Source organism: Pseudomonas cuatrocienegasensis (assembly GCF_900110925.1).
GTDB classification, from domain to species: domain Bacteria; phylum Pseudomonadota; class Gammaproteobacteria; order Pseudomonadales; family Pseudomonadaceae; genus Aquipseudomonas; species Aquipseudomonas cuatrocienegasensis.
The window spans coordinates 109,950-132,755 of record NZ_FOFP01000015.1 but is presented as its reverse complement, the minus strand read 5'-3'; the positions used below and the strand labels follow the sequence as shown (position 1 = coordinate 132,755).

Sequence of the window (22,806 nt, the reverse complement as noted above, 5' to 3'; positions counted from 1 at the left end):
ATTCTCCGTGAGCCAAGCCCTGATCGCCGCCCTGCAGAACCCGGCCCTCTACCCGCATCCGGTAGACGCGTTCCAGGTCATCGAGACCCACATATCCTGGGTGCTCCTGACCGGCCCCTACGCTTACAAGATCAAGAAGCCGGTGAACTTCGGCTTTCTCGACTTCACCCGCACGGATGACCGCCGACACTTTTGCCAAGAAGAACTGCGCCTCAACCAGCGCCTGACCCAGGACCTGTACCTGGAAGTCGTCACGATCACCGGCAGCGAGCAGGCCCCCCAGTTCGGCGGCGAAGGTCAGGCACTCGACTATGCCCTGAAAATGCGCCAGTTTCCCCAGCATGACCTGCTCGCCGACGTGCAGGCTCGCGGCGAATTGACCGCTGCGCATATAGATGACCTGGCCCAGCAACTGGCCGCCTTCCACCTGGCCGCGCCACGCGTGCCGCAGGACAACCCCCTGGGTAGTGCCGAAGCGGTGATGGCGCCCGTGCGGCAGAACTTCGAGCAGATCCGCCCGCTACTGCAGGACAAAGAAGCCCTGCAGCAACTTGATGCCCTCGAAGCCTGGGCTGAAAGCAGCTACGAGCGCCTCAAGCCGCTGCTCGAACAGCGCAAGCGCGATGGTTTTATCCGCGAATGCCACGGCGACGTGCATTTGGGCAATGCGACCCTTATCGACGGCCGCGTGGTGCTGTTCGACTGTATCGAGTTCAACGAACCCTTCCGCCTGACCGACCCGACCGCCGACAGCGCTTTCCTGGTCATGGACCTGGAAGACCGTGGTTTGAAATCCCTGGCCCGGCGCTTCATGAGTACCTGGCTGGAGCTGACCGGGGATTACGCCGCGCTGGAGCTGATGAACTTCTACAAGGCCTACCGGGCGCTGGTGCGCGCCAAAGTCGCCCTGTTCAGCCTTGATGGTACTCAGGATGCCGTGAAGCGCGCCGTGATCCTGCGCCAGTACCGCCGCTATGCCGACCTCGCCGAGCGCTGCAGCGCCATTCCATTGCGCTTTTTGGCCATTACCCACGGTGTCTCGTCGGTCGGCAAAAGCCACGTGGCCATGCGCCTGGTCGAGGCGCTCGGTGCTGTGCGCCTGCGTTCGGACCTGGTGCGCAAGGGCCTGTTCGGCGAGCAGCAGGGAGCCAGCAACACACTGGACAGCGGCATCTACAGCAGCGATGCCAGCAGCGCGACCTACCAACGCCTGCACGAGCTGGCCGAGCTGGCTTTGCACAGCGGCTTCGGCGTGGTCGTTGATGCCACCTACCTCAAACAAGCCCAGCGTGAAGCGGCCTCGCGGGTGGCCGAGCAGAACGGCGTGCCCTTCCTGATCATTGATTGCCATGCCCCCGACGCGGTGATTGCCAGTTGGCTGGCCCAGCGCCAGGCCGAAGGCCGCGACCCCTCGGATGCGACACTGGAAGTGATCGCTGCCCAACAGCGCAGCCGCGAGCCCCTGAGTCAAGCCGAGCAGATCCACTGCAAACGCGTCGAGACCCACGACAGCGCCAGCATGGACAGCCTTATCGAGCGTATCCGCCAGCGCCTGCCGGGGCTCTGAAGCCGAGGCGTTCATCGCGCAAACTCCGGCATGCCACCTATACTGGTGGCAAAGCCGCTAGGGATTTGCGCCATGACCGAACAGCCCCACCACCTCGACAACCCGCTGTACCGCCTTCTGCGCGACGAGGACATCAAAGGCTTCAATGCGCAGAAACCTGCCGAAGGCCAGATCGACCTGGCCCACGGCGATTTCCGCGGCCTTGACCTGCGACTACTGAATGCCGAGCGGATTGACTTCACTGGAGCCTACTTCCGCGGCGCCGATCTGCGTGGCCTTGATCTGCGCGAAGCACAGCTTGAAGGTGCGAGCGTCGCCCATGCGCAAATCTCCGGTGCTTACTTCCCTGCCGAATTGACCGCCGACGAGATCCTCATGTCGGTCAACTTCGGCACACGCCTGCGTTATCGCACTAAATGATATGCGTGCCATCGCCTCGCTATTCGATAGGCGCGCCGAAGAGCAGCTACGCCCTGACTGCCCCATGGACGTGGTGGTGATTGACCAAGCCTGGCAGGGGCTTGCCACGCCACTTGTTTTTGTCGATGTCACACGCCTACTGCAACCTGGCGGACCAGTCGCTGTCTGGTGTGGTGGCCTACAAGAGAGAAACAGCGCTCTGAACGCGCTGATCGAGCATTGCTATCGCAGAACCTTGGCTTGCATACCCGCCCCCCGACCGAGATCGCACCGTCAATGTTCGCCATTAGAACCAAGCGGATAGCCACGCAACATGGCTACGAGCAAGTCTGCGCATTGAATCAGGCCATTGAACAGAACTGAGGCCCTCCCCACTCAACACCTCACCTACGCTGACTACTGCATCTGTACACCTGCGCCTGGGCAAGTCGCAGCACCCCTAAACTTTATCCATACGGCGCAAGGAGGCTCGATGAACGACGAACTGCAACAACTCAAGAATCTTGGCAAGACGTCAGCACAATGGCTGCATGCCGTGGGTATCCATAGCGCCAACGACCTCCGTCGACTGGGGGCCGCCAGCGCTTATAGCGCGGTACGCGCACGCGGCTTTCGTGCCTCCAGAGTGCTGCTCTACGCCATCGAAGGCGCACTCCTGAATGTTCACTGGAGCGAATTGCCACCGGCGCACAAGGCACTTCTCAACGCTCAGGTCGAGGATACGCAGGTGCGCAACAAGCGCTAGCTCACAACCTAAAGGCCCAAACATTTACCAAAGACGCGCCACCGCCTATTGTTTGAGGGACGTTCGTGCGCATGAGGGGCCTGCAGGTTACCCATGGCCACGACCTGGCCATGCAACGGCATACAGCTGCACACCGCGTCGGACCCTTGACGCGTTATCAATCGCCAACGGATCCTCGCTCAGCACGTTCAAGGAATTACACACATGTATCTACTCGGGGAGCAACCGGCGTACGCCGATCAGCTGATCAACCGACTGCAAAGCATCCCGGCCAAACTGCTCGACGGTCTGGCCCCGTGCGGCGAAGTGTTGCAGTTTGAAGGCGTCGACGACCTGGGCAAGCTGCTGCCGGGCAATCAGTTGTTCATTATCGAAAATGGCCTGCTGCACGCGCTAGTCGATGAACGGCCGCTGTTCTACCTGCAGGAGGGTGATCTGGTCGGCTTGCGCCAAGGCATCGACCTGCCCAGTTGCCGCTACAGCAGCGAAGAGCCGCTGAGCCTGCTGCCCTATTCACGCAGCGACGTGTTCAAGCACATCTATGCCAACGAACAGCGCCAGGAGCTATTCATTCAGTACCTGGTTGGCCATACCGCGCTGCTCTCGGACGCGCTGGCGCGGCTCAAGCAACCGGAAATTCGCCCTTCCACCGGCTTCCAGCATTTCGCTGCGGGTGAAGAACTGATCCACCAGGGTGATGCCGCCGATCATGTGTTCATCATCATCGAGGGCCATGCCGAGGCCTATGTCAATGGGCACAAGGTCGGTGATGTGCAGAAAGACGAGATATTCGGGGCGATGGCGGTGTTCACTCGCGAGAAACGCAGCGCGACCGTACTGGCCAGCGAACCCTGCACGGTAATGGTGATTCCCAAAGAGCAATTTCTCAGCCTGATGCAGAGCAACCCACGCATTGCCCACAGCCTGATCGAAAGCATGGCACGACGCATCGACCTGCTGAACAAGGAGGTTACCCAGCTGCGCCTACCCGACGCGGATGAGTGATTGTCCACTGCATTATCAAGAACCCGGCCGAGGCCGGTTTTTTTGTAGCGCCCGACCGTTCATCCGCCGTTGAGAATCTTTTTCAAAAAGACGTTGACTCATGAATGAGAATTGTTATTATTCACTCAACTGATCGCGAGATCAGTCGATAAGCTCAAGAGACTCTCATCAGGCTCTTCAGGTTATCTCCTCATCAGGCTAATCACGGTTATTGACCCGGCTAACACCCGGGTCTTTTTTTGCCTGCAATTTAAGCGCGGGCAGGCAGCGTGGTGACCGCATCCAAGGCCAGCCTGGCCATGTCATGGAAGTCATCCTGGCGCTGTTGGGCGCTGAGTTTTTCGCCGTCGAGGATATGATCGCTGACCGTCAGCAGCGTGAGCGCCTGACGGCCCAGTTCCGCCGCCACGCCATACAGCCCGGCCGCTTCCATCTCCACGGCAAGAATGCCCATGCGGGTCATCTTGGCGAACAGCTCGGGATCGGGCTCATAGAACAGGTCGGCGGAAAACACGTTGCCAATGTGCACAGGCAGGCCACGGGCCTGCGCCGCTTGTACGGTATGAGCGAGCAAAGCGTAGTCAGCGATGGCGGCAAAATCGAAACCGCCCAGGCGCTTGCGGTTGACCTGAGAGTCGGTGGAAGCGCCCAGCGCCAGCACCAGCTCACCAACCCGCACACCCGACTGTACCGAGCCACAACTGCCGACCCGCACGATACGCTGCACGCCGTACTGGCTGTACAGTTCATGGGCGTAGATGGAGATAGAGGCAATGCCCATGCCCGAGCCCATCACCGACACCGGCTGGCCGTTATACAGGCCAGTGAAGCCCAGCATATTGCGCACCGCATTCACCTGGCGTACCTCGCTCAGGTAGGTCTCGGCGATCATCCGTGCGCGCAGCGGATCACCCGGCATCAGTACGGTTTCAGCAAAATCGCCTGGTTCAGCCTGAATATGTGCAGTCGCCATCAGCGCGTACTCCTCGAAAGAGTGGGTTGCAAAAAGGACAGGCCATGGCTGCAGGGCGCCAGGCCGAAAAACGCGGCCAGGGTCTGGCCAATGTCGGCAAAACTGCCGCGCTCGCCCAGGCTGCCGGCCACCACGCCCTTGCCCAGGGCCAACACGGGCACGTGTTCGCGGGTGTGATCGCTGCCCGGCCAACTGGGGTCGCAGCCGTGATCGGCCGAGAGCAGCAACAGGTCGTCGGGCTGCAATGCGCCGATCAACTCGGGCAAACGTCGGTCGAAATCCTCAAGCGCCTGGGCGTAGCCGGCCAGGTCGCGGCGGTGGCCGTAGAGCATGTCGAAATCAACAAAGTTGCTGAACACCAGGCTACGCGCTGGCGCCTGGGCGAGAGCCTGCAGGGTGCTGTCGAACAACGCGTCGTTGCCGTCGGCCTTGTACAACTGGCTGATGCCGCGATGGGCGAAGATATCGCCGATCTTGCCCACCGCATGCACCTGTCCGCCGGCGGCGCACAGGCGATCCAGCAGGGTTGGCGCCGGTGGCGGCACGGCATAGTCGCGGCGATTGCCGGTGCGTTTGAAGGTCGCCGGGCTGTCACCGCTGAACGGCCGGGCGATCACCCGGCCGATCTGGTAGTCATCGCACAGCTCACGGGCAATAAGGCACAGCTCGTAAAGCCGCTGCAGGCCAAACGTCTCTTCATGGGCGGCGATCTGCAACACGCTATCAGCCGAGGTGTAGCAGATCGGCATACCTGTGCGCAGGTGTTCGTCCCCCAGCTGTTCAAGGATGGTGGTACCCGAGGCATGACAATCGCCGAGGATGCCGGGCAGCTTGCCGCGCTCGATCAACGCCTCGACCAGCGCGCGGGGGAAACAGGGGGTACCTGCAGGGAAATAGCCCCAGTCATCAAGCACCGGCACGCCGGCCATTTCCCAGTGTCCGGACGGCGTGTCCTTGCCGCTGGACAGCTCGCGGGCATAGCCATAGGCCCCCGACGCTGTCTGCTCGGCAGAAAAACCTGGCGGGTAACAACCGGCACTCAACGCGGCAGCATGACCCAGGCCCAGCCGTGCCAGATTGGGCAGCTGCAACGGGCCGGCACGGCGTTCGCTGTCGGCCTCGCCCCGCGCGCAAGCCTCGGCAATATGCAAAAAGGTATTGGCACCGACGTCGCCAAAACGCTCGGCATCGGCCGTGGCGCCAATGCCGAACGAGTCCAGCACCAGCAGGACAGCACGAGACATAAGAAAACTCCTGAATCAGTTATCGCCCTTCGACCGTGACGATCTAGAGATGGGCCAAAATCAGCGCATTGGCAGCGACCGGCGCGTCAGCAAGCTGATAAGCACGGCGCAGCGCCTGCTCGGCCAAATCGGCGCTGGCCGCATCCCGCGCATGCACGCAGGCCAGTACATGCCCCGGCCCTGCCGGCTCGCCAGGCAGGGCCAACTGGCTGAAGCCCACCGACGCATCGATGGCATCACCCGCCTGCTGACGACCACCGCCCAGCCCGATCACCGCCAGGCCGATGGCACGGGTATCCACCGTGCTGACATAGCCGCTGTGCGAGGCTTCGATGCGCCGCGTGACCGGGGCTTGGGGCAGATAATCCCAGGGCGCACGCTGCAGATCGTTCGGCCCACCGAGAGCGGCGACCATACGCGAGAAGCGCTGCAGCGCCGCGCCACTGGTCCAAACTGCCTGCAGTTGAGCCTGGGCCTCTTTACGGGTAGTCACGCGTTGCGCCGCCAGGAGAATGTCCTCGGCCAGGGTCAGGGTCAGCGCCCACAGCCGCGGGCTGCGTACCTCGCCCGCGAGCAGGGCCAGCGCTTCCTCGACCTCCAGGGCATTGCCGGCACTGCGTGCCAGGGGCTGATTCATATCGCTGACCCGCGCCTGGGTGCGCACGCCCGCGCCGTTGGCCACCTCCACCAGGCTACGGGCCAGGGCCTCGGCTTCGGACAGCTCGCGCATAAAGGCGCCATTGCCGACCTTGACGTCCATGACCAACACGTCGAGGCCAGCCGCCAGTTTCTTTCCGAGGATCGAGGCGGTGATCAGGTCAATCGACTCGACGGTGGCGGTGACATCACGAATGGCATACAGGCGTTTGTCCGCCGGCGCCAGGTCGGCGGTCTGGCCGATGATCGCGCAGCCAACCTCGGCAACCACCTCACGCAAGCGCTCGGGGGTGGGCTGGATGCAGTAACCGGGGATGCTCTCGAGTTTATCCAGGGTGCCGCCGGTGTGGCCCAGGCCACGCCCGGAAATCATCGGCACATAGCAGCCACAGGCGGCCAGCAGCGGTGCCAGGACCAGGCTGACCAGATCACCGACGCCGCCGGTGGAGTGCTTGTCCACCACCGGGCCGGGCAACTGCCACTGCAGCACCTGGCCGGAGTCACGCATGGCGCAGGTCAGCGCGATACGTTCGGCGACCGTCATGCCCTTGAGCAGCACGGCCATGGCAAAGGCGGCCATCTGCCCCTCGCCCACGCTGCCGTCGGTAATACCTTCGACAAACCGCTGGATATCCGCCGCCGCGAGCACCTGGCCGTCGCGCTTCTGGCCAATCACTTCCTGGGCCAGCCACAGCTCAGTAGCCACTGTGGTGCCCCGCTGCCGCTGCCTGGCCCAAGGTCGCCAACAGATCATCCAGCAGGCTGGATGCACCGAGACGCAGGTGCGCCGGCGTGACCCAGTCGGCACCCAGGATCTCGCCCGCCAAGTCGATATACAGCCGCGCATCGGCCAGGGTGCGGATGCCCCCGGCCGGTTTGAAGCCCACCTGCGCACCACGCTCGACAATCGCCGCGAGCATGATCCGCGCCGCCTCGGCGGTGGCGTTGACAGCCACCTTGCCAGTGCTGGTCTTGATAAAGTCGGCGCCCGCATCGATAGCATCCAGGCTGGCCTGACGGATCAGCGCGGGGTCCTGCAACTCGCCGGTTTCCAGAATCACCTTGAGCAGTACGCGGCTACCGCACGCCGCCCGACAAGCGGCCACCAGGGCGCGGCCCACGGCGGCATCGCCCGCCAGTAACGCGCGATAGGGGTAGACCACATCTACTTCGTCGGCGCCCGCTGCTACTGCAGCAGCGGTTTGTGCAGCGGCAGCCTCGACATCCGCCGCCCCCGCCGGGAAGTTGGTCACAGTCGCCACCCGCACGGCTGCGCCGCCCAGCTCATCCAGGGTGCGCCGCGCCAGCGCGACGAACGCTGGGTAGACGCACACCGCCGCCACCGTGCCGGCTGGGCTGAGCGCCCGCTGGCACAGGGCGATGATGCGCGCCTCGTCGTCGTCGGCGTTGAGGGAAGTCAGGTCGAGCAGCGCAACGGCCTGCTGGGCCAGGGTTTGATCGGCAGTCATGGCAAATTCTCGGCAGTGGCAAAGACACCCGCCGGAGGGCGGGTGGCGGCATCAGAAATTATATTTGAGGGTATAGATCATCGCGTTCTGGTAATCGTCCGGGGTGCCAAGCTTGTTCATCGAGTAACGGTACTGCACGCCGGCGGTGATGGCCGACACGGGGTGCCACCAGAGCGAGACCGCGCCGTTATTACCCATTTTGCCGGCGCTGCCGTTGACGTAGTTCTCGCTGACATAGTCGTCATCACGGTCGAAGGTCAGCTCATGCCAGTTGGTGACACTGAGTTTCTGCTCCATCACGGTGAAATCGTAACCGGCCACCCAGCCTGCCATGTAACCGTTCATCCCGCTGTAGTTGGCGCTGTTGACGTGGGCGACGCCAAGAAACGGCTTGAACCACAGGCCATTGTCGAAGGTGTGGCGATAGCCCAGGCCGACGACCTGGTCCTGCTCGCGCCCGTCATAGCCGGGGTCACGAAAATCGTAGACATGCAGGTAGACGGAAAACGGCGACTCGCCCAAGTACAGGTGCGAGGTGATCTTGGCAGCGCTGCGGCGCTGGTCGCGGCCATCGTCCTCGCGCTTCTTGTTGCCCGGGTTTTCCCAGTCGGCAAAGCCGTAGAACTCACCCCAGGTAAAGCCCACCCCGCCTTCCACTTCGAGGAAGAAGAAATCGCCTTTCGCGGCGTTGCTGGCCGTACGGTCTTCGGTGCCCTTGGACCAGTCCAGGTAATTGAGCGACACGTTACGGAACGACCACACTGGCTCGAACGCATCGGCCAGCACCTGCGGGCTCACCGCCAGTGCAGTGGCACAACCCAGCCAGCGAGCGCCCTGGCCCAGGGACGGTACAGCGGTATGACGGGTAATGGACATCGGACTCTCCTTTCTCGCGAGTGATATAGCGCCCGCTTGGGCGACCGTGGGGCAAAGGGTTCCCGCAGGCCTCGAGTGAGGCCTGAACGGTGACCAGGGGTGACTGTGGGGCGAGCGCCCCGCTTAAAGTGAAACGAACAGGCCGGCCAACGCCGCGCTCATCAGGTTGGACAGGGTGCCGGCGAGCACCGCCTTGAGGCCCAACTCAGCCAGCTCCTTGCGCCGAGTCGGCGCCATCACGCCAAGGCCGCCGAGGAGGATGCCGATCGAGGACAGGTTGGCGAAGCCGCACAAGGCAAAGGTGACGATGACCTGGGTTTGCGCCGAGAGCACCTGCACACCGCTCTCCAGCGCTTTGGCCGGATCGATGTAACGGGCGAAATCGATGTAGGCGACAAACTCGTTAAGCACCAGTTTCTGGCCGATAAAACTGCCGGCCTGAACCGCTTCGCCCCAGGGCACGCCGATGACGAAGGCCAGCGGTGCGAACAGGTAACCGAGCAGCCCCTGCAGGCTTACCTGTGGGTAGCCGACCAGGCCGCCGAACCAGCCCAGCAAACCGTTGAGCACGGCAATCAGGGCGATAAACACCAACAGCATGGCGCCGACGTTGAGCGCCAGCATCAAGCCACTGGAAGCACCGCTGGCGGCCGCATCGAGCACATTGGTCGGACGCTCGTCTTCACCTTGCTGCAAGTCACTGGGATCGTCATGCGGCTTGCTGGTCTCCGGCTCCATCAGCTTGGCCATCAGCAATCCACCCGGGGCTGCCATGAAGCTGGCGGCGATCAGGTACTTGAGTTCGACACCCAGGCTGGCATAGCCGATCAACACCGAGCCGGCGACCGAGGCCAAGCCACCGACCATGACCGCGAACAGTTCCGAGCGGGTCATGCGCGGGATAAAGGGGCGCACCACCAGCGGCGCTTCGGTCTGGCCGACAAAGATATTGGCGGTGGCCGACATCGACTCCGTACGACTGGTGCCCAACACCCAGCGCAGGGCGCCGCCGATCACCCGGATAATCAGGGTCATTACCCCCAGGTAGTAGAGCACTGCGATAAAGGCACTGAAGAACACAATCAGCGGCAGCACGCGAATGGCGAAAACAAAACCACCGCCGCCGAAGACTTCAAACATTTTGTCACCGGCCAAACCGCCAAACAGAAAGGCGATGCCTTCGTTGGCCGCGCTCTGCAGCGCCGACACAGCACCGGACAAGTTGAGCAGCACTTCCTGCCCCCAGGGCACGTAGAGCACGAAGGCGCCCAGACCAGCCTGAATCAGAAAGGCGCCGATCACCGTCCGTGGGCGAATGGCCCGTCGGTTACTGGAAAAGGCGATGGCAACAAGCAACAACACGACGATGCCGATCAAACTCATGGCGCAGGGCTCCCGCTACAGGGCAATAGACGATAGGGGCGAGCTGCGTGGGGCAGCCCGAAGGTAGATTCAGGGAAAGCTGAAAGCGCCGGGTAGCAGCTCATCGGTGCGCCACTGGCGCATCTGGCTGTCATCGCTGCCGCAGCAATACACCGGGCAATCGGCCTCGAGCAGCTCGCTGATCACCTGGCGACAGGCGCCGCAGGGGCTGATCAGCTCGACCTTGGGTGCATACACCACCAGCGCCTTGAAACTGCGCGGGGCGTAACCCTGACTGATGGCGGCGAAGAGCGCGCTGCGCTCGGCGCAGTTGGTCAGGCCGAACGAGGCGTTTTCCACGTTGCAGCCTGTGATAAGGCGATCGTCATGGGTCAGCAGCGCGGCTCCGACGGGAAAATCGGAGTAGCGGCAATAGGCGCGGGTGCTGGCCTGGCGGGCTGCATCGAGCAGCGTAGCGACCTGCGAAGCGGTGATGGGGGTATGCGTCATGAGCACTCCGGGCGTCTTCGAAACCTGTCTTGTCGGTCAGCTACAGCAAGTGCCGCGCCAACTTGAAAAAAGGATTTCAGGCCGCCTGAAAAATTGTTGTTTTTTAGAGTGTTAGCCCGACATTCAGCGTGTAGCAAACGTTTGGCATGGCAATAATCTGCGCCAAAACCTGAAAACTTGTCAAACAGGTATTTTTTTGGTGCGCCCACGCACCGAAATCAGTCATTGCCTTGCGAAGGCGTTGAAAGTGCGCAGGGGCTAGGCGCTGGACGGCGGACAGCGGCTCGCCGGGCAGGTAAAAATCAGCGCCGCAGCTGGGCGCAGAGGTCCTGTTCGGCCACGCCTGGGGTGTACCAGACATAGTCAGCCATGGCCGCACTGACCGGTTTGCCGGCTTCGGCGAGGATCAGTACCCGTTCGTCGGCGGGCAGACCAAGATCACGCAAATGCAGCGGCGCGCCGAGGTCACGCCGCACATGGTAAGCCCCGGCAAATAGCAGGCTCGGCGTCGCGGCTGCCTGCAGCGCTTGCGCCATGCGCAGGTCGCGCTGCTGCTGCACGGCGAGCATGGCGGGCAACTGGCTTTCAGGCAGCAGGTCGCAGTGTGAGGTGCGAATCTGCGCCAGCAGCGCCTCGCGCACAGCGGGCGCACTCGCCGCGGCGCCCTTGAGCGGCGGCACGGCACGGTAGATAGCCATGACCTCGGCACGGTCCAGGTTGGCCGCCCGCAACGGGTAAGGCTGCGCCAGGGCATACCGCACCACGGGGCCGTACAGCGCCCAATCCCAGCCCTTCTCCCAGCTCAGCGCGGCGGCTAGATCAGTCACCGCCTCGCCCCGCGCCAGTGTTGGGCGCACGCCATCGACCTGGGCCTGCTGGCTTGGCGTGAGCATTTCCAGCAGCAGGCTGCCCTGCCCGCGCTGACTGGCCAGGGCCTGTAACAACCAGAGTTGCAGGGCGTGGTGGTCGGGGTTGTCATGCCGCTCACCGACCAAAACCTGCGGCGCGTCAGCCAATTGCTCGACCAGTTGCGCCGGGCTCAGGGCCTGGCCGCTGCGCAGATCGATGATCTGCCCAACACCGGGCGCCTGCCCCTCGCTTGGCAACTGCCACGCGGGCAGTGCCGGCAGATGTGCCTGGCAGCCGGCCAAACAGAGCAACAGGACGAACGACAACAGGCGCATGGCAAACCCTCAGCGAGCAATGATCAACGGGTGGCCGCGCTCCGGGTGTTGCTGCACCAGGACATCCAGACCGAAAACCGCCTGCAGCGGTTCGGCACGCAGCACTTGCTCCGGGCTGCCGAGCGCGTAGGGACGGCCCTCGCGCAGCAGGAGCAGGCGATCACAATAGCGGGCCGCGAGGTTCAGGTCATGCACGATCACCAGCACCGCGGCGCCCTGCTCGGCAAAGCGCCGCACTGCCTGCAAGGTGGTGTGCTGGTGCAGTGGGTCGAGCATCGAAGTCGGCTCATCGAGCAACAGCACCTGCCCCGCCGCCCCTGGCCAGAGCTGCGCCAGCACCCGCGCCAGGTGCACGCGCTGGCGCTCACCGCCGGACAGCGCCAGGTAGCTGCGCCCGGCCAGGTGGCTGGCATCGGCGGCGGCCAACGCCTCGCCGACGATCTGCGCATCGCGCTGCTGACCGCTGGCATGGGGCAGCCGGCCCATGCCGACGACCGCCTCGACACTGAAGGCGAAGCTCAGCGTCGAGGTCTGCGGCAATACGGCCAGGCGTTGCGCGCGCTCGACCGGGTTCCAGTCCGCCAGGGCCTGCTGGCCGAGCCAGACCTGCCCCTGCGCCACCGGCAACTCGCCGCTAAGCGCGCCGAGCAGCGTGCTCTTGCCGGCGCCATTGGGGCCGAGCACGCCCAGCACTTCGCCGGGCAGCAGCGCCAGATCGACCTCCGCCAGCACCGTGCAGGGCCCGCGCTTTACCGCCAGGTTCTCGACACGCAGCATCAGGTGCGCCCTCGCAACAGCAGATAGAGGAAGAATGGCGCACCGAGCAACGCCGTGACGATGCCGATCGGCAGCTCGGCCGGGGCCAGCAGCAAACGGGCGATCAAATCGGCGAACAGCAACAGGCTGGCGCCAGCCAGTGCCGAAGCGGGCAGCAACACCCGGTGATCCGGCCCGACCAGCAGGCGCACCAGGTGCGGCACGACCAAACCGATAAAGCCGATCATCCCTGCCGCCGCCACAGCTGCGCCCACGCCCAGGGCGGTGCAGAACACCAGCTCACGCTTGAGCCGCTCCACGGCAAAGCCCAGGTGACGCGCTTCCGACTCGCCCAGCAGCAGGGCGTTCAGCGCCTTGGCCCGGCGCGGCAGCCACAGCGCCACCGCCAGAGTGACCAGCAGCAGCGGCCACAACCGGCTGTAGCTGGCGCCATTGAGGCTACCCAGGTTCCAGAACGTCAGGGTACGCAGGGTGGCGTCATCGGCCAGGTAGGTGAACAGGCCGATGCAGGCGAACGCCAGGGCATTCAGGGCAATGCCGGCCAGCAGCATGGTGGTGACACTGGTTTGGCCATCGCGCCGGCCGAGACGGTAGACCAACGCCGTCACCCCCAGGCCGCCGGCAAACGCGCAGAGCGACAGCAGATAAGGAGCGTAGACCTGCGGTAGGCCGCCCAAGGCAGCGCCGCCGACTATCGCCACCGCCGCACCCAATGCGGCGCCGCTGGACACCCCGACCAGTCCGGGGTCAGCCAGCGGGTTGCGAAACAGCCCCTGCATGGCCACGCCACAGAGCGCCAGCACGGCGCCCACCGCCAGGCCCAGCAAGGTACGCGGCAAACGAATCTGCCCGAGAATCAACTCAGCCTGATCCAATTCGGCACCGCCAAGCGGCGCCCCGAGCAGGCGCAGCGCCGCCTGCAGCGTATCGAGCAGCGGCAGGCTGACCGGCCCCAGGGCCAGGGACAACCAGAGCGCAAGCGCGAGCAACAGGCCCAGTGCAATAAACAGTGAGCGCGGTGTAAGAACGGGCTTCATGGCTTAGGCGAGGCTTCGGCGGTAAGGGGCTGGCGGGCAGGATAAAAGGCTGCGGACATGGCCGCCAGCCCATCCGGTACACGCGGCCCCAGGCCACCGACCAGCAGGGTCGGGTCCAGCGTCAGCAGGCGCCCCGTACGCGCGGCCGTGGTGGCCGCCAGAGCCGGGTTCTGCGCCAACAGCGCGTCGCGCGCAGCATCACCTTTCAGACGCCGATCGGCGATCACCAGCACCTCGGGGTCCAGGGCCAGCAAAGCCTCGGTGGACAGGGTTTTGTAGCCCTCATGCTCGGGCAGATTACGCCCGCCGGCCTGCTCGACCAGCCAGGCACCCGCCGTGCCCCGCCCTGCCGCCAGCGGACTACCGCCGGCATGGCCGACCACCAACAGTACGCGCGGCGCCGGCTGCTGTGCCTGCGCGAGCCAATCAGCCTGGCGCTGCAGCTGTTCGCGGTAGGCGTCAAAACGCGCGCTGGCACGTTGCGGCTCGCCCAGCAGCGTACCGATGCGCTGCAGGTTGGCGGCCAGGGTAGAAAGATCCGGCGTAGACGGCAGCACCTCGACCTGCACCCCTGCGGCCTTTAGCTGCGCCAAGACCGGTGGCGGGCCCATCTCTTCAGTGCCCAGCAACAATTGCGGCTGCAGGCTGAGAATGCCCTCGGCGGCCAGTTGGCGCTGGTAACCAATGCTCGGCAAACGGCTGAGCGACGCCGGATGCAGGCTGGTGGTGTCGACCCCGACCAAACGGGCTTCTCCGCCCAGTTCGACCACCCACTCGCTGAGCGCGCCGCCAGCACTGACCCAGCGCTGCGGCAACGGCTCGGCCGCCAGCACCTGATTCGGGAACAACAAAACGGCTGCCAGGCCGCCGAGTATCTGCGCAAGACGCATGGTCAGGGCTCCTTATAAATAAGCAAAGCCCGCCGCCAAGCATGGCGGCGGGCACACAGGGCTCAGCCCAGAACCGGCAAGGCCTCGGCCAATTCGCGCCAATCGTCGCGCTCGGCCATACCCGGTTTACGCGCGCCGAATAGCTGGACCACCAGTTCGCCGTCGGCGTCGAAAGCCTCCAGGCTGGTGATCACCCCGTCCACGCTGGGCTTGCGCACGCGCCAGAGTTCGACCACCCCGGCGGTCTGCAGGTGCAGGTTGAAGTCAGGGTCAAGAACGTTGAACCAAGTGTCCATCCAACGCAGGTTGCGCACCGGCCCGGTGTGGATCTGGATGCAGTGGCGGTTGCCGACAAACACCATGATCGGCACCTCACCGGCGCCCGCCTGCTCCATCAGCCGGGGCAATTCGCGGGTGTCCAGCGGCTCAGCCCACTGGCTGCCCGCCAGGCGCAAAGCCTGGGTCCGCGCGACCTCGTGCTTTTTCAGCAAGGCGAAAAAGTGGTGGGTGTCCTTCAGTGCCGCCCAACCATCGCGCAGAGCCTGCTGGTCGATCTGCTCGTCGGCCTTGTGCAGCGGCGCTGCAGGCAGCGGCTGCAGGGCCAGTTCAGGACTTTGCTCGGCCGCAGCGAAGCGCGTCAGCAACGGCGCCCAGGCCGACACGTGGCTGTCTTCGGTCAGGTAGACCTTGTGCACCGCAACGCCCTGACGATCAAACACCTGCAGGCTGCGCAGCATACCGTTGGCGGTTTGCTCGGCCACAGCAAACACGCTGGCCCAGCCGCCGAGGAACAGCCGCAGATCGATATCGGCCGACACCACCAACCCCATCTGCCCGTTAGCGCTGACGCTGACCTCGCGGTACAGGCCTTTGCGCTCATGAACACAGTGCTCATTACGCGTCAGCACCATCACCCGACCCAGTTCACCCAGCGCCGGCAGCAACTCGGCCCAGTCCGGGCGCAGGCGCACGGCATCCACGCCCAACCGGCTGGCAGTCAGCTCGGCTTCGCTGACGCCCAGCGCGGCGGCCGCCTCGCGGGCGCGTAAACGCGGCTGCTCATGGCGCAGGGCCTGCCAGCGTTGATACAGATCGGCCACCTGCACGGCGGCGGTGTATGCGGTATTCATCGGAACGCTTCCTCTCTCAAGGCCTGGGGCGACTGCGGCCTGGGCAGTCGTATCAAAACCCAAACAAAATAATCTATATGAGAAGTATTTGCATCCGAGAATTAATCTGGTTACCGTTTTGCGCCATTGCCAACCAACAGCCGCAGAGCTGCCCCCACGCACTGGAGTCATGACGATGCTGATTCGCCCACCGTTCACCCGCCGCCCCTGGCTTGCCCTGCTGCTCTGCCCCTCTCTGGTCCTGGCTGACGCTCCCGCCGAGCTACCGGATGTGGAAGTAACCGCCACTGCTGCTGCCCAGGCGCTGCCGACTACCACCAGCACCGACGCCGATACCCTTGAACGGCGGCAGATCCGCAGCTTCGACGACCTCGCACGCCGCGCCGAACCCGGCGTGAGCTATAACCGCAACAACAACAGCATCAACATCCGTGGCCTGGACAGCGACCGCGTGCTGACCACCATCGACGGCATTCGCCTGCCCTGGCTCAACGACGCTGTGCGCGAGGTCAACGGTGGCCTGGACAGCATCGACTTCCAGAGCCTGTCATCGATCGACGTGGTACGCGGCGCCAACTCCAGCCAGATGGGTTCAGGAGCCCTCGGTGGCGCGCTACAGTTACGCACCCTCAATCCAGACGATCTCCTGGGCACCGAAGACGACTTCGCCGGCCTGGTCAAAAGTGATTACGACAGCGCCGACCGCAGCTGGGGCCTGAATGCCGCCCTGGCCGGGCGTTTCAACGACACCTCCTGGCTGCTGCAGGCCGGTGGCCGGCAAGGGCACGAGCGCGAAAACATGGGTCATGACGATGCGTTGGGTAGCCAGCGTACCGAGCCCAACCCCAGCGACACCGACCAGCACAGCCTGCTGGTCAAGGTGCAGCAGAAGCTGCAGGGCGGTCACCGCGTGGGCATCACCGCCGAGCGGTTCGAGCGCGAAGAGGACATGGACAGTCGAATCAACCAGGGCACGGCCAACTACCCCGATCACTATGACGCCCGCGAAACCAACGAGCGCAAGCGCCTGTCCTTCGACCACCATTACCAGGCCGAGGACGCCAGTGGCCTGCTCGACTGGGCAGAGACCGTTGTTTACTGGCAAAAGGTCTATCGCGAGGACCAAGTCGACGCCACCCGCGCCGGCACCCTGGCCGGCCCGTTCGGGCGTAGCAATGAGATCGAGAAGACCCAGTACGGCATCAACAGCAGCCTGGGCAAACAGGTCGGCCAGCACAACCTGACCCTGGGTGGCGAGGCGAGCCGAATCGAGGCGCAGCAGTACAGCGGCGGCTACGATGCCTGCCCAAGCGTGCTGGTGCCACCCTTCCAGCCCGGTGGTACGCCAACAGGAATTTATTTCGCCTGCATGAACCTGCACACCAACCAGGCCGAAATGCCGAAAACACCGGGCACGCTCTACGCCCTGTATCTGAAGGACGAAATCGACCTGAGCGATACCCTGACCCTGACCCCCGGCCTGCGCTACGACCGCTATGCCTACAAACCCGATAGCAACACCAGCGGCTATGTACTGGCAGGCGACAGCGTGATGCTGACCGAGAACAAAGACTCCAACTGGTCGGGCAGCCTGCTGCTGAACTGGCAGGCCCACGAGTTGGCAAGCTTTTATGCCCAGTGGGCAGAGGGCTTCAAGGCACCCGACGTCAACGAGCTGTACAGCACCTTCATCAACACCGGCATGCGCTACGCGCGGGTCGGCAACCCGAACCTGAAACCCGAGGAAAGCACCGGCTATGAAGTCGGCACGCGCCTGGGTAACGAGCGCCTGGGCGGCTCCATCAGCCTGTTCGACAACCGCTACAAGAACTTCATCGACAGCATCACCGCCAACGAGGCGGACTACGGTTTCCAGACCGGCGAATTCCCGACTTTCTTCGAAGTCATGGAGAACCGCAACAAGGTGCGCATCTACGGCGCGGAAGGCACCGCCCACTGGCAATTCGCCCCGGCCTGGCAGGCCTGGACATCGGTGGCCTGGGCCGTCGGCAAAGACCGCGAAACCGACCAGCACCTGAACTCGGTCGCTCCCCTCACCGGCACCCTCGGCCTGAGCTACACCCAGCAACGCTACGGCGCCGACCTGATGCTGACCGCCGCCCGCAGCCGCGACAAGGTCGAGAACGACGGCGACTTCCAGGCGCCCGGCTACGCCGTGGTCGACCTCACCGGCTTCTGGCAACCGGCGGTCCTGGAGGGCGTCCGTCTGCAAGCCGGCCTGTTCAACCTGTTCGACAAGCAGTACTGGAACGCTCTCAACGTGCCGGACACGGGCAGCCGCACTGGCGCGCAACCGGATGACTATTACAGCGAGCCAGGGCGCAACTTCCGCGTATCGGCGTCCTGGCAGTTCTAGCGTTTCATCTGCGCAAGGATGCGCCCCCCTTCTTCCTGCGCGATAATCCGGCTTCATTACTGGAGCACGCGATGATCCGCTTATGCACCCCCGGCGAGCTGGCTGAAGGCCAGAGCCGGGGCTTCGTTATCGATGAACTGAACCTGCTGGCTGTACGACGGGCCGGTCAGGTGTATGCCTACCGCAACCGCTGCCCGCACCGTGGAGTGCCGCTGGAGTGGCAAGCGGATCAGTTTCTCGACAACAGCGGCAGCTTGATCCAGTGCGCCCGCCATGGCGCGCTGTTTCTGATCGAGAGCGGTGAGTGCGTGGCCGGCCCCTGCGCCGGGCAGGGGCTGCAGGCCATTGCCTGCAGTGAGGACGCCACCGGCATTTGGGTACAACCCTAGCCTTTATTCGCGATAACTCTTACAAGCGCCGAAAGAGTCGCGGCTAAAGCCCCTCCCACACGCTCTATAGCACTTCTAAACGGCGTACCACCCGCACCTCGTCCGGGCTGATATCCACACCATAAGCCAGCACTTCGACGCCGGCCAAGCGCGCCTCGCGTAGCGCTGCCGCATATTGTGGGTCGATCTCCTCGGCGGCGCGCACGGCGCTGATACCGGAGAGATTCACGCAATACAGCTGCACTGCGCGTACCCCGGCGCGGGCCAGCGCCGCCAGCTCGCGCAGATGCTTTGCGCCACGCTCGGTGCGCGCATCGGGGAAGGCCGCCACGCTGCTGTCGGCAAAGCCCAGGGTGACGCTCTTGACCTCGACGAAGGCCGTACCACCGGGGTACTCCAGGCAGAAGTCCACCCGGCTGCGCTCCTGACCATAGGGCACTTCGCGGCGCAACCCGATGAAGCCGTCCAGCTCACTGATCACCCCGGCGCGCAGGGCCTCCTCCACCAAGGTATTGGCGCGCGCAGTGTTGATCAGCGCCAGGCGCCCGTGGGGCGTCTCGCCGATCTCCCAGGTGCCCGGCAGCTTGCGCTTGGGATCATTGGAACGGCTGAACCAGACCGCCGCGCCCTCGCTCATGCAATTGAGCATCGAGCCGGTATTTGGACAATGCAGGGTCAACAACTCGCCGGTTGAAGTTTCGATATCGGCGAGAAAGCGCTTGTAGCGGCGTAGCAAGCGCCCTTGCTGCAGCGGCGGCTCAAATTTCACGGGCGCGCCAGCTCTTCAGCCCACGGGCGATGCGCTCGACCGCCTGCTCCAGGCGCGGCAGGTCCTGGGTGTAGGCGAAACGGACATGGTGCGCGGCCTGGTAGCGACCGAAATCCAGGCCTGGGGTGAAGGCCACATGCTCGGTTTCCAGAAAGTGCTGGCAGAAGCTGAAGGCATCGCCGCCAAAGGCGCTGATGTCTGCATATAAATAGAAGGCGCCTTCCGGTTCCACGGCGATGCCGAAGCCCAGCGCGCGCAATGCCGGCAGGAGATAGTCGCGACGCGCGGCGAAGGCATGCCGGCGCTGTTCGAGGATTCCCAGGGTCGCGGGCTCGAAGCAGGCCAGTGCGGCGTGCTGGGCCATGCTCGGCGCACTGATGTAGAGGTTTTGCGCAAGCTTCTCCAAATCGGCCACCGCCGCCTGCGGCGCCACCAGCCAGCCGAGGCGCCAACCGGTCATGCCGAAATACTTGGAAAAACTATTGAGCACGAAGGCGTCGTCATCCACCTCCAACACACTGGCGGCGTCGCAGCCGTAAGTCAGGCCGTGGTAGATCTCATCGACTACCAAGTGCCCGCCACGGGCCTTGAGCGCCTGGGACAGCCCGCCCAGTTGCTCGCGGCTGAGCAGCGTACCGGTCGGGTTGGCCGGCGAGGCGACCAACGCGCCGACGCTGTCGCTATCCCAATGCCGATCGACCAATTCGGGAGTCAGTTGGTAGCGCACCTCGGGGCCAACCGGCACCAGTTGCGCCGCGCCCTCGACCAAGCGCAGAAAATGTCGGTTGCACGGGTAACCCGGATCGGCCAGCAACCAGTGCTTGCCCGGATCGACCAGCAGGCTGGTGGCCAATAACAATGAACCCGAGCCGCCGGGGGTGATCAGAATGCGCTCGGCATCAACCTGCACGCCGTAACGCTGGGCGTAAAACCCGGCAATCGCTTCACGTAGGGCGGGCAAACCACGGGCTGCGGTATAGCGCGTATGGCCAGCCGCCAGGGCAGCCTGGCCAGCGGCAATAATAGGCGCGGCGGTGGTGAAATCCGGCTCGCCGATCTCCAGGTGAATCACATCATGCCCATCGGCCTGCAACTGATTGGCGCGGGCCAACAAGGCCATGACGTGGAACGGCTCGATGGCGCGACTGCGGGCACTGTAGGTCGTGGGCATGAAAGGGCCTTGAAATGGGTCGAGCCGCGGATTCTACCCAAGGCCTGGGGCAAACGGCAGCAACCTCGACAACCGGGAGTGGCGCGGCAGGTGTTGTTCTGGTAAGTTCGCCCGCTTGCAGCCGCAGGGCCGAGTATTAACGGCAAAGGATAGTATCCTGCGCAGTGGATTAGAGAGAGTGAGAGGCGGTCATCCATGCCCACCAAAGCAAAAGCAACTAGCAGCCAACTGACTCGTGGTTTCGAGCCCTATAAAGAAACAAAGGGCGAGGAATACATGGGTGAGCCGATGCGCGCCCACTTCACCGGCATCCTCAATAAGTGGAAGCTGGAACTGATGCAGGAAGTCGACCGTACCGTACACCACATGCAGGACGAGGCAGCCAACTTCCCCGATCCAGCCGATCGCGCCAGCCAGGAAGAGGAATTCAGCCTCGAACTGCGCGCCCGTGACCGTGAACGCAAGCTGATCAAGAAAATCGACGAAACCCTGCAACTGATCGAAGACAACGATTACGGCTGGTGCGACTCCTGTGGTGTAGAGATCGGCATTCGCCGCCTCGAAGCCCGCCCGACCGCAACCCTGTGCATCGACTGCAAAACCCTGGCGGAAATCAAGGAAAAGCAGATCGGTTCCTGATTGGCCGTGCAGTACATCGCGCCAGGCTTCGGCCTGACGACCCACAAGGGGTGCTTCGGCACCCCTTGTTGTTTCTACCTAAGGCTTGCCCATGAACCGTCCGCCCTACATCGGCCGCTTCGCCCCCACCCCCAGCGGCTATTTGCATTTTGGCTCGCTGGTCGCCGCCCTCACTTCCTACCTCGACGCCCGCGCCGTGGGCGGCCGTTGGCTGGTGCGCATGGAAGACCTCGACCCGCCGCGCGAAGTGCCGGGCGCCCAGGCGGCGATCCTGCAGACCCTTGAAGCCTACGGTTTTGAATGGGACGCCGAGGTGGTCTGCCAGAGCCAGCGCACCGACGCCTACGCCGAAGTGCTGCAGCGCTGGCTCGAACAGGGCCTGGCCTATGCCTGCACCTGCTCGCGCAAGCAACTCGAAGGCAGCAATGGCCTTTACCCCGGCACCTGTCGCGAGCAGAACCACGGGCTGAGCGATGCAGCGATTCGCCTGCGTGTGCCGGCGCTACGCTACGGGTTCAATGACCGCGTGCAGGGAACCTTTGCCCAGGACCTGGCCCGCGAGGTGGGCGATTTCGTGATTCGCCGCCGCGATGGCCTGCATGCCTACCAGCTCGCCGTGGTGCTGGACGACGCCTGGCAGGGCATCACCGATGTCGTACGCGGCGCCGACCTGCTGGACTCCACGCCACGGCAACTCTATCTGCAGGAGCTGCTTGGCCTGCCCCAGCCACGTTACCTGCACGTCCCGCTGCTGACCCAGCCCGATGGCCACAAGCTGGGTAAGACCTACCGCTCGCCAGCGCTCCCAGCCGAGCAGGCCAGCGCCCTGCTACTGCGTGCCTTGCGCGCCCTGGGCCAGGACAGTGATGCGCACCTCGCCCAGGCGCGCCCCGCTGAAGTACTGGCCTGGGCGACGACACGCTGGGATGCCAGCCGTATTCCACGTAGCACCACCCTGGCCGAAGCCAGCCTGGATTAGAGGCTGTCCCCGTTTCGTCGCACACGAACCAAACGGGAGAGGGCCCTCGGTCTGCTATCCTGCTCGCCTCTTTTATCCGCACCACAGGACACGCCATGAAAGCCCAACTCCACGAACTGATCAGCAAAATTAGCTCGGGCTGCATGGCCGACGACGAAATTACTCGCATCGCCGACGAAGCCGCCCAGGCCTATGCCGACCCGGCAGCGTTCCTGGCGACCAACCCGGACATCAACTACGACGACAGCTTCCCCATTCCCCTGGGTGAATGGGTGGTGGTCGGCAGCCTGCCGGAGACCGTGCTGTTCCAGGCTGACAGCTATGAAGCCTTGTTCCAGCAGATCACCGAATCCTTCGGCCCAGAGGTCAGCTTCGTGCTCAAGGCCAAGCAACTGGCCAAGACCGAACCGCTCAAGGCGCTCAACCGTATTCAGGTGCAACTCTCCAGCCTCTCGCCAGAAACCGGCGGCTATGTGCTGGTGGACTTCAGCGAACCGCTGGACGACGAACTCCAGGCCGTACTGGTGTACACCAGCGACCTGCCACGGGTGCTGGAGTTGGCTGTAGAAATCGGCCTGTACGCCGCACCGGCCTACGAGTCGCTCAAGGCCGCCCAGGAATAAAACTGAACGGGAG

Annotated in this window: 23 protein-coding genes; 9 read left to right on the top strand and 14 right to left on the bottom strand. The window is 64.0% G+C overall.

What is annotated here, in order from left to right:
* Nucleotides 1–7 precede the first annotated feature (7 nt).
* From BMW49_RS18870 to BMW49_RS18855, 4 genes are all read left to right on the top strand, one after another.
* Nucleotides 8–1,567: a bifunctional aminoglycoside phosphotransferase/ATP-binding protein gene (locus BMW49_RS18870; RefSeq protein ID WP_069521572.1), complete on the top strand. Its 1,560-nt coding sequence runs from the start codon at nucleotides 8–10 to the stop codon at nucleotides 1,565–1,567.
* Nucleotides 1,568–1,639: 72 nt separating this feature from the next.
* Nucleotides 1,640–1,987 (top strand): pentapeptide repeat-containing protein, encoded by a 348-nt coding sequence (locus BMW49_RS18865; RefSeq protein ID WP_069521570.1) that lies wholly within the window; start codon nucleotides 1,640–1,642, stop codon nucleotides 1,985–1,987.
* Between the two features lie 472 nt (nucleotides 1,988–2,459).
* Nucleotides 2,460–2,732 carry a TfoX/Sxy family protein gene (locus BMW49_RS18860; RefSeq protein WP_069521568.1) on the top strand — a complete coding sequence of 91 codons (273 nt, stop codon included), beginning with the start codon at nucleotides 2,460–2,462 and terminating at the stop codon, nucleotides 2,730–2,732.
* Nucleotides 2,733–2,936: 204 nt separating this feature from the next.
* Entirely contained in the window at nucleotides 2,937–3,737 is an 801-nt protein-coding gene (locus BMW49_RS18855; RefSeq protein WP_069521565.1) for a Crp/Fnr family transcriptional regulator, read from the top strand.
* Nucleotides 3,738–3,987: 250 nt separating this feature from the next.
* On the opposite strand, the gene deoD is transcribed toward BMW49_RS18855, so the two are convergent.
* The 12 genes from deoD to BMW49_RS18795 form a co-directional block, all read right to left on the bottom strand.
* Nucleotides 3,988–4,710, bottom strand: coding sequence for a purine-nucleoside phosphorylase (deoD, locus tag BMW49_RS18850; RefSeq protein ID WP_069521562.1), 723 nt, complete (start codon nucleotides 4,708–4,710; stop codon nucleotides 3,988–3,990).
* A complete protein-coding gene (locus tag BMW49_RS18845; protein WP_069521560.1) occupies nucleotides 4,710–5,954 on the bottom strand; it encodes a phosphopentomutase in 1,245 nt (414 codons plus the stop codon). Before BMW49_RS18845 ends, deoD begins: the two co-directional genes overlap by 1 nt.
* 43 nt (nucleotides 5,955–5,997) lie before the next feature.
* A complete protein-coding gene (gene deoA / locus BMW49_RS18840) occupies nucleotides 5,998–7,317 on the bottom strand; it encodes a thymidine phosphorylase (protein ID WP_341864819.1) in 1,320 nt (439 codons plus the stop codon).
* Nucleotides 7,307–8,080 carry a deoxyribose-phosphate aldolase gene (deoC, locus tag BMW49_RS18835; protein ID WP_069521558.1) on the bottom strand — a complete coding sequence of 258 codons (774 nt, stop codon included), beginning with the start codon at nucleotides 8,078–8,080 and terminating at the stop codon, nucleotides 7,307–7,309. The genes deoA and deoC overlap by 11 nt, the downstream gene beginning before the upstream one ends.
* A gap of 51 nt (nucleotides 8,081–8,131) precedes the next feature.
* Nucleotides 8,132–8,956, bottom strand: coding sequence for an outer membrane protein OmpK (locus BMW49_RS18830; RefSeq protein ID WP_083251827.1), 825 nt, complete (start codon nucleotides 8,954–8,956; stop codon nucleotides 8,132–8,134).
* Between the two features lie 123 nt (nucleotides 8,957–9,079).
* A complete protein-coding gene (locus BMW49_RS18825; protein WP_069521556.1) occupies nucleotides 9,080–10,339 on the bottom strand; it encodes a NupC/NupG family nucleoside CNT transporter in 1,260 nt (419 codons plus the stop codon).
* Between the two features lie 69 nt (nucleotides 10,340–10,408).
* Nucleotides 10,409–10,828: a cytidine deaminase gene (gene cdd, locus BMW49_RS18820; RefSeq protein WP_069521554.1), complete on the bottom strand. Its 420-nt coding sequence runs from the start codon at nucleotides 10,826–10,828 to the stop codon at nucleotides 10,409–10,411.
* A gap of 302 nt (nucleotides 10,829–11,130) precedes the next feature.
* A complete protein-coding gene (locus BMW49_RS18815; RefSeq protein WP_069521552.1) occupies nucleotides 11,131–12,012 on the bottom strand; it encodes a ChaN family lipoprotein in 882 nt (293 codons plus the stop codon).
* Nucleotides 12,013–12,021: 9 nt separating this feature from the next.
* The gene (locus BMW49_RS18810) at nucleotides 12,022–12,789 is read right to left on the bottom strand and encodes a heme ABC transporter ATP-binding protein (protein WP_069521550.1); all 768 of its coding nucleotides are present in this window, start codon (nucleotides 12,787–12,789) and stop codon (nucleotides 12,022–12,024) included.
* On the bottom strand, nucleotides 12,789–13,826 hold the full coding sequence (locus BMW49_RS18805) for a FecCD family ABC transporter permease (protein WP_069521548.1): 1,038 nt from the start codon (nucleotides 13,824–13,826) through the stop codon (nucleotides 12,789–12,791). The genes BMW49_RS18810 and BMW49_RS18805 overlap by 1 nt, the downstream gene beginning before the upstream one ends.
* Nucleotides 13,823–14,716 carry a heme/hemin ABC transporter substrate-binding protein gene (locus tag BMW49_RS18800; protein ID WP_069521546.1) on the bottom strand — a complete coding sequence of 298 codons (894 nt, stop codon included), beginning with the start codon at nucleotides 14,714–14,716 and terminating at the stop codon, nucleotides 13,823–13,825. The genes BMW49_RS18805 and BMW49_RS18800 overlap by 4 nt, the downstream gene beginning before the upstream one ends.
* A gap of 62 nt (nucleotides 14,717–14,778) precedes the next feature.
* Nucleotides 14,779–15,846 (bottom strand): hemin-degrading factor, encoded by a 1,068-nt coding sequence (locus BMW49_RS18795; protein ID WP_069521544.1) that lies wholly within the window; start codon nucleotides 15,844–15,846, stop codon nucleotides 14,779–14,781.
* A 175-nt stretch (nucleotides 15,847–16,021) separates the two neighbouring features.
* Here BMW49_RS18795 and BMW49_RS18790 point away from each other — a divergent pair, with 175 nt between their 5' ends.
* Together BMW49_RS18790 and BMW49_RS18785 are read left to right on the top strand one after the other, a co-directional pair.
* Nucleotides 16,022–18,223, top strand: a complete 2,202-nt coding sequence (locus tag BMW49_RS18790; RefSeq protein ID WP_069521542.1) for a TonB-dependent hemoglobin/transferrin/lactoferrin family receptor — start codon at nucleotides 16,022–16,024, stop codon at nucleotides 18,221–18,223.
* Nucleotides 18,224–18,294: 71 nt separating this feature from the next.
* Nucleotides 18,295–18,612 (top strand): Rieske (2Fe-2S) protein, encoded by a 318-nt coding sequence (locus BMW49_RS18785; protein WP_069521540.1) that lies wholly within the window; start codon nucleotides 18,295–18,297, stop codon nucleotides 18,610–18,612.
* A gap of 64 nt (nucleotides 18,613–18,676) precedes the next feature.
* Here the strand turns inward: BMW49_RS18785 and sfsA are convergent, their stop codons facing one another.
* Nucleotides 18,677–19,381 (bottom strand): DNA/RNA nuclease SfsA, encoded by a 705-nt coding sequence (sfsA, locus tag BMW49_RS18780; protein WP_069521538.1) that lies wholly within the window; start codon nucleotides 19,379–19,381, stop codon nucleotides 18,677–18,679.
* Entirely contained in the window at nucleotides 19,371–20,552 is a 1,182-nt protein-coding gene (locus BMW49_RS18775; protein ID WP_069521536.1) for a pyridoxal phosphate-dependent aminotransferase, read from the bottom strand. Before BMW49_RS18775 ends, sfsA begins: the two co-directional genes overlap by 11 nt.
* 195 nt (nucleotides 20,553–20,747) lie before the next feature.
* Here BMW49_RS18775 and dksA point away from each other — a divergent pair, with 195 nt between their 5' ends.
* The 3 genes from dksA (at nucleotide 20,748) to BMW49_RS18760 (ending at nucleotide 22,793) form a co-directional block, all read left to right on the top strand.
* Nucleotides 20,748–21,191 carry an RNA polymerase-binding protein DksA gene (gene dksA / locus BMW49_RS18770; RefSeq protein ID WP_069521534.1) on the top strand — a complete coding sequence of 148 codons (444 nt, stop codon included), beginning with the start codon at nucleotides 20,748–20,750 and terminating at the stop codon, nucleotides 21,189–21,191.
* A 91-nt stretch (nucleotides 21,192–21,282) separates the two neighbouring features.
* A complete protein-coding gene (gene gluQRS, locus BMW49_RS18765; RefSeq protein ID WP_069521532.1) occupies nucleotides 21,283–22,170 on the top strand; it encodes a tRNA glutamyl-Q(34) synthetase GluQRS in 888 nt (295 codons plus the stop codon).
* A 95-nt stretch (nucleotides 22,171–22,265) separates the two neighbouring features.
* Entirely contained in the window at nucleotides 22,266–22,793 is a 528-nt protein-coding gene (locus BMW49_RS18760) for a hypothetical protein (protein ID WP_069521530.1), read from the top strand.
* The last annotated feature ends 13 nt before the right edge of the window (nucleotides 22,794–22,806 follow it).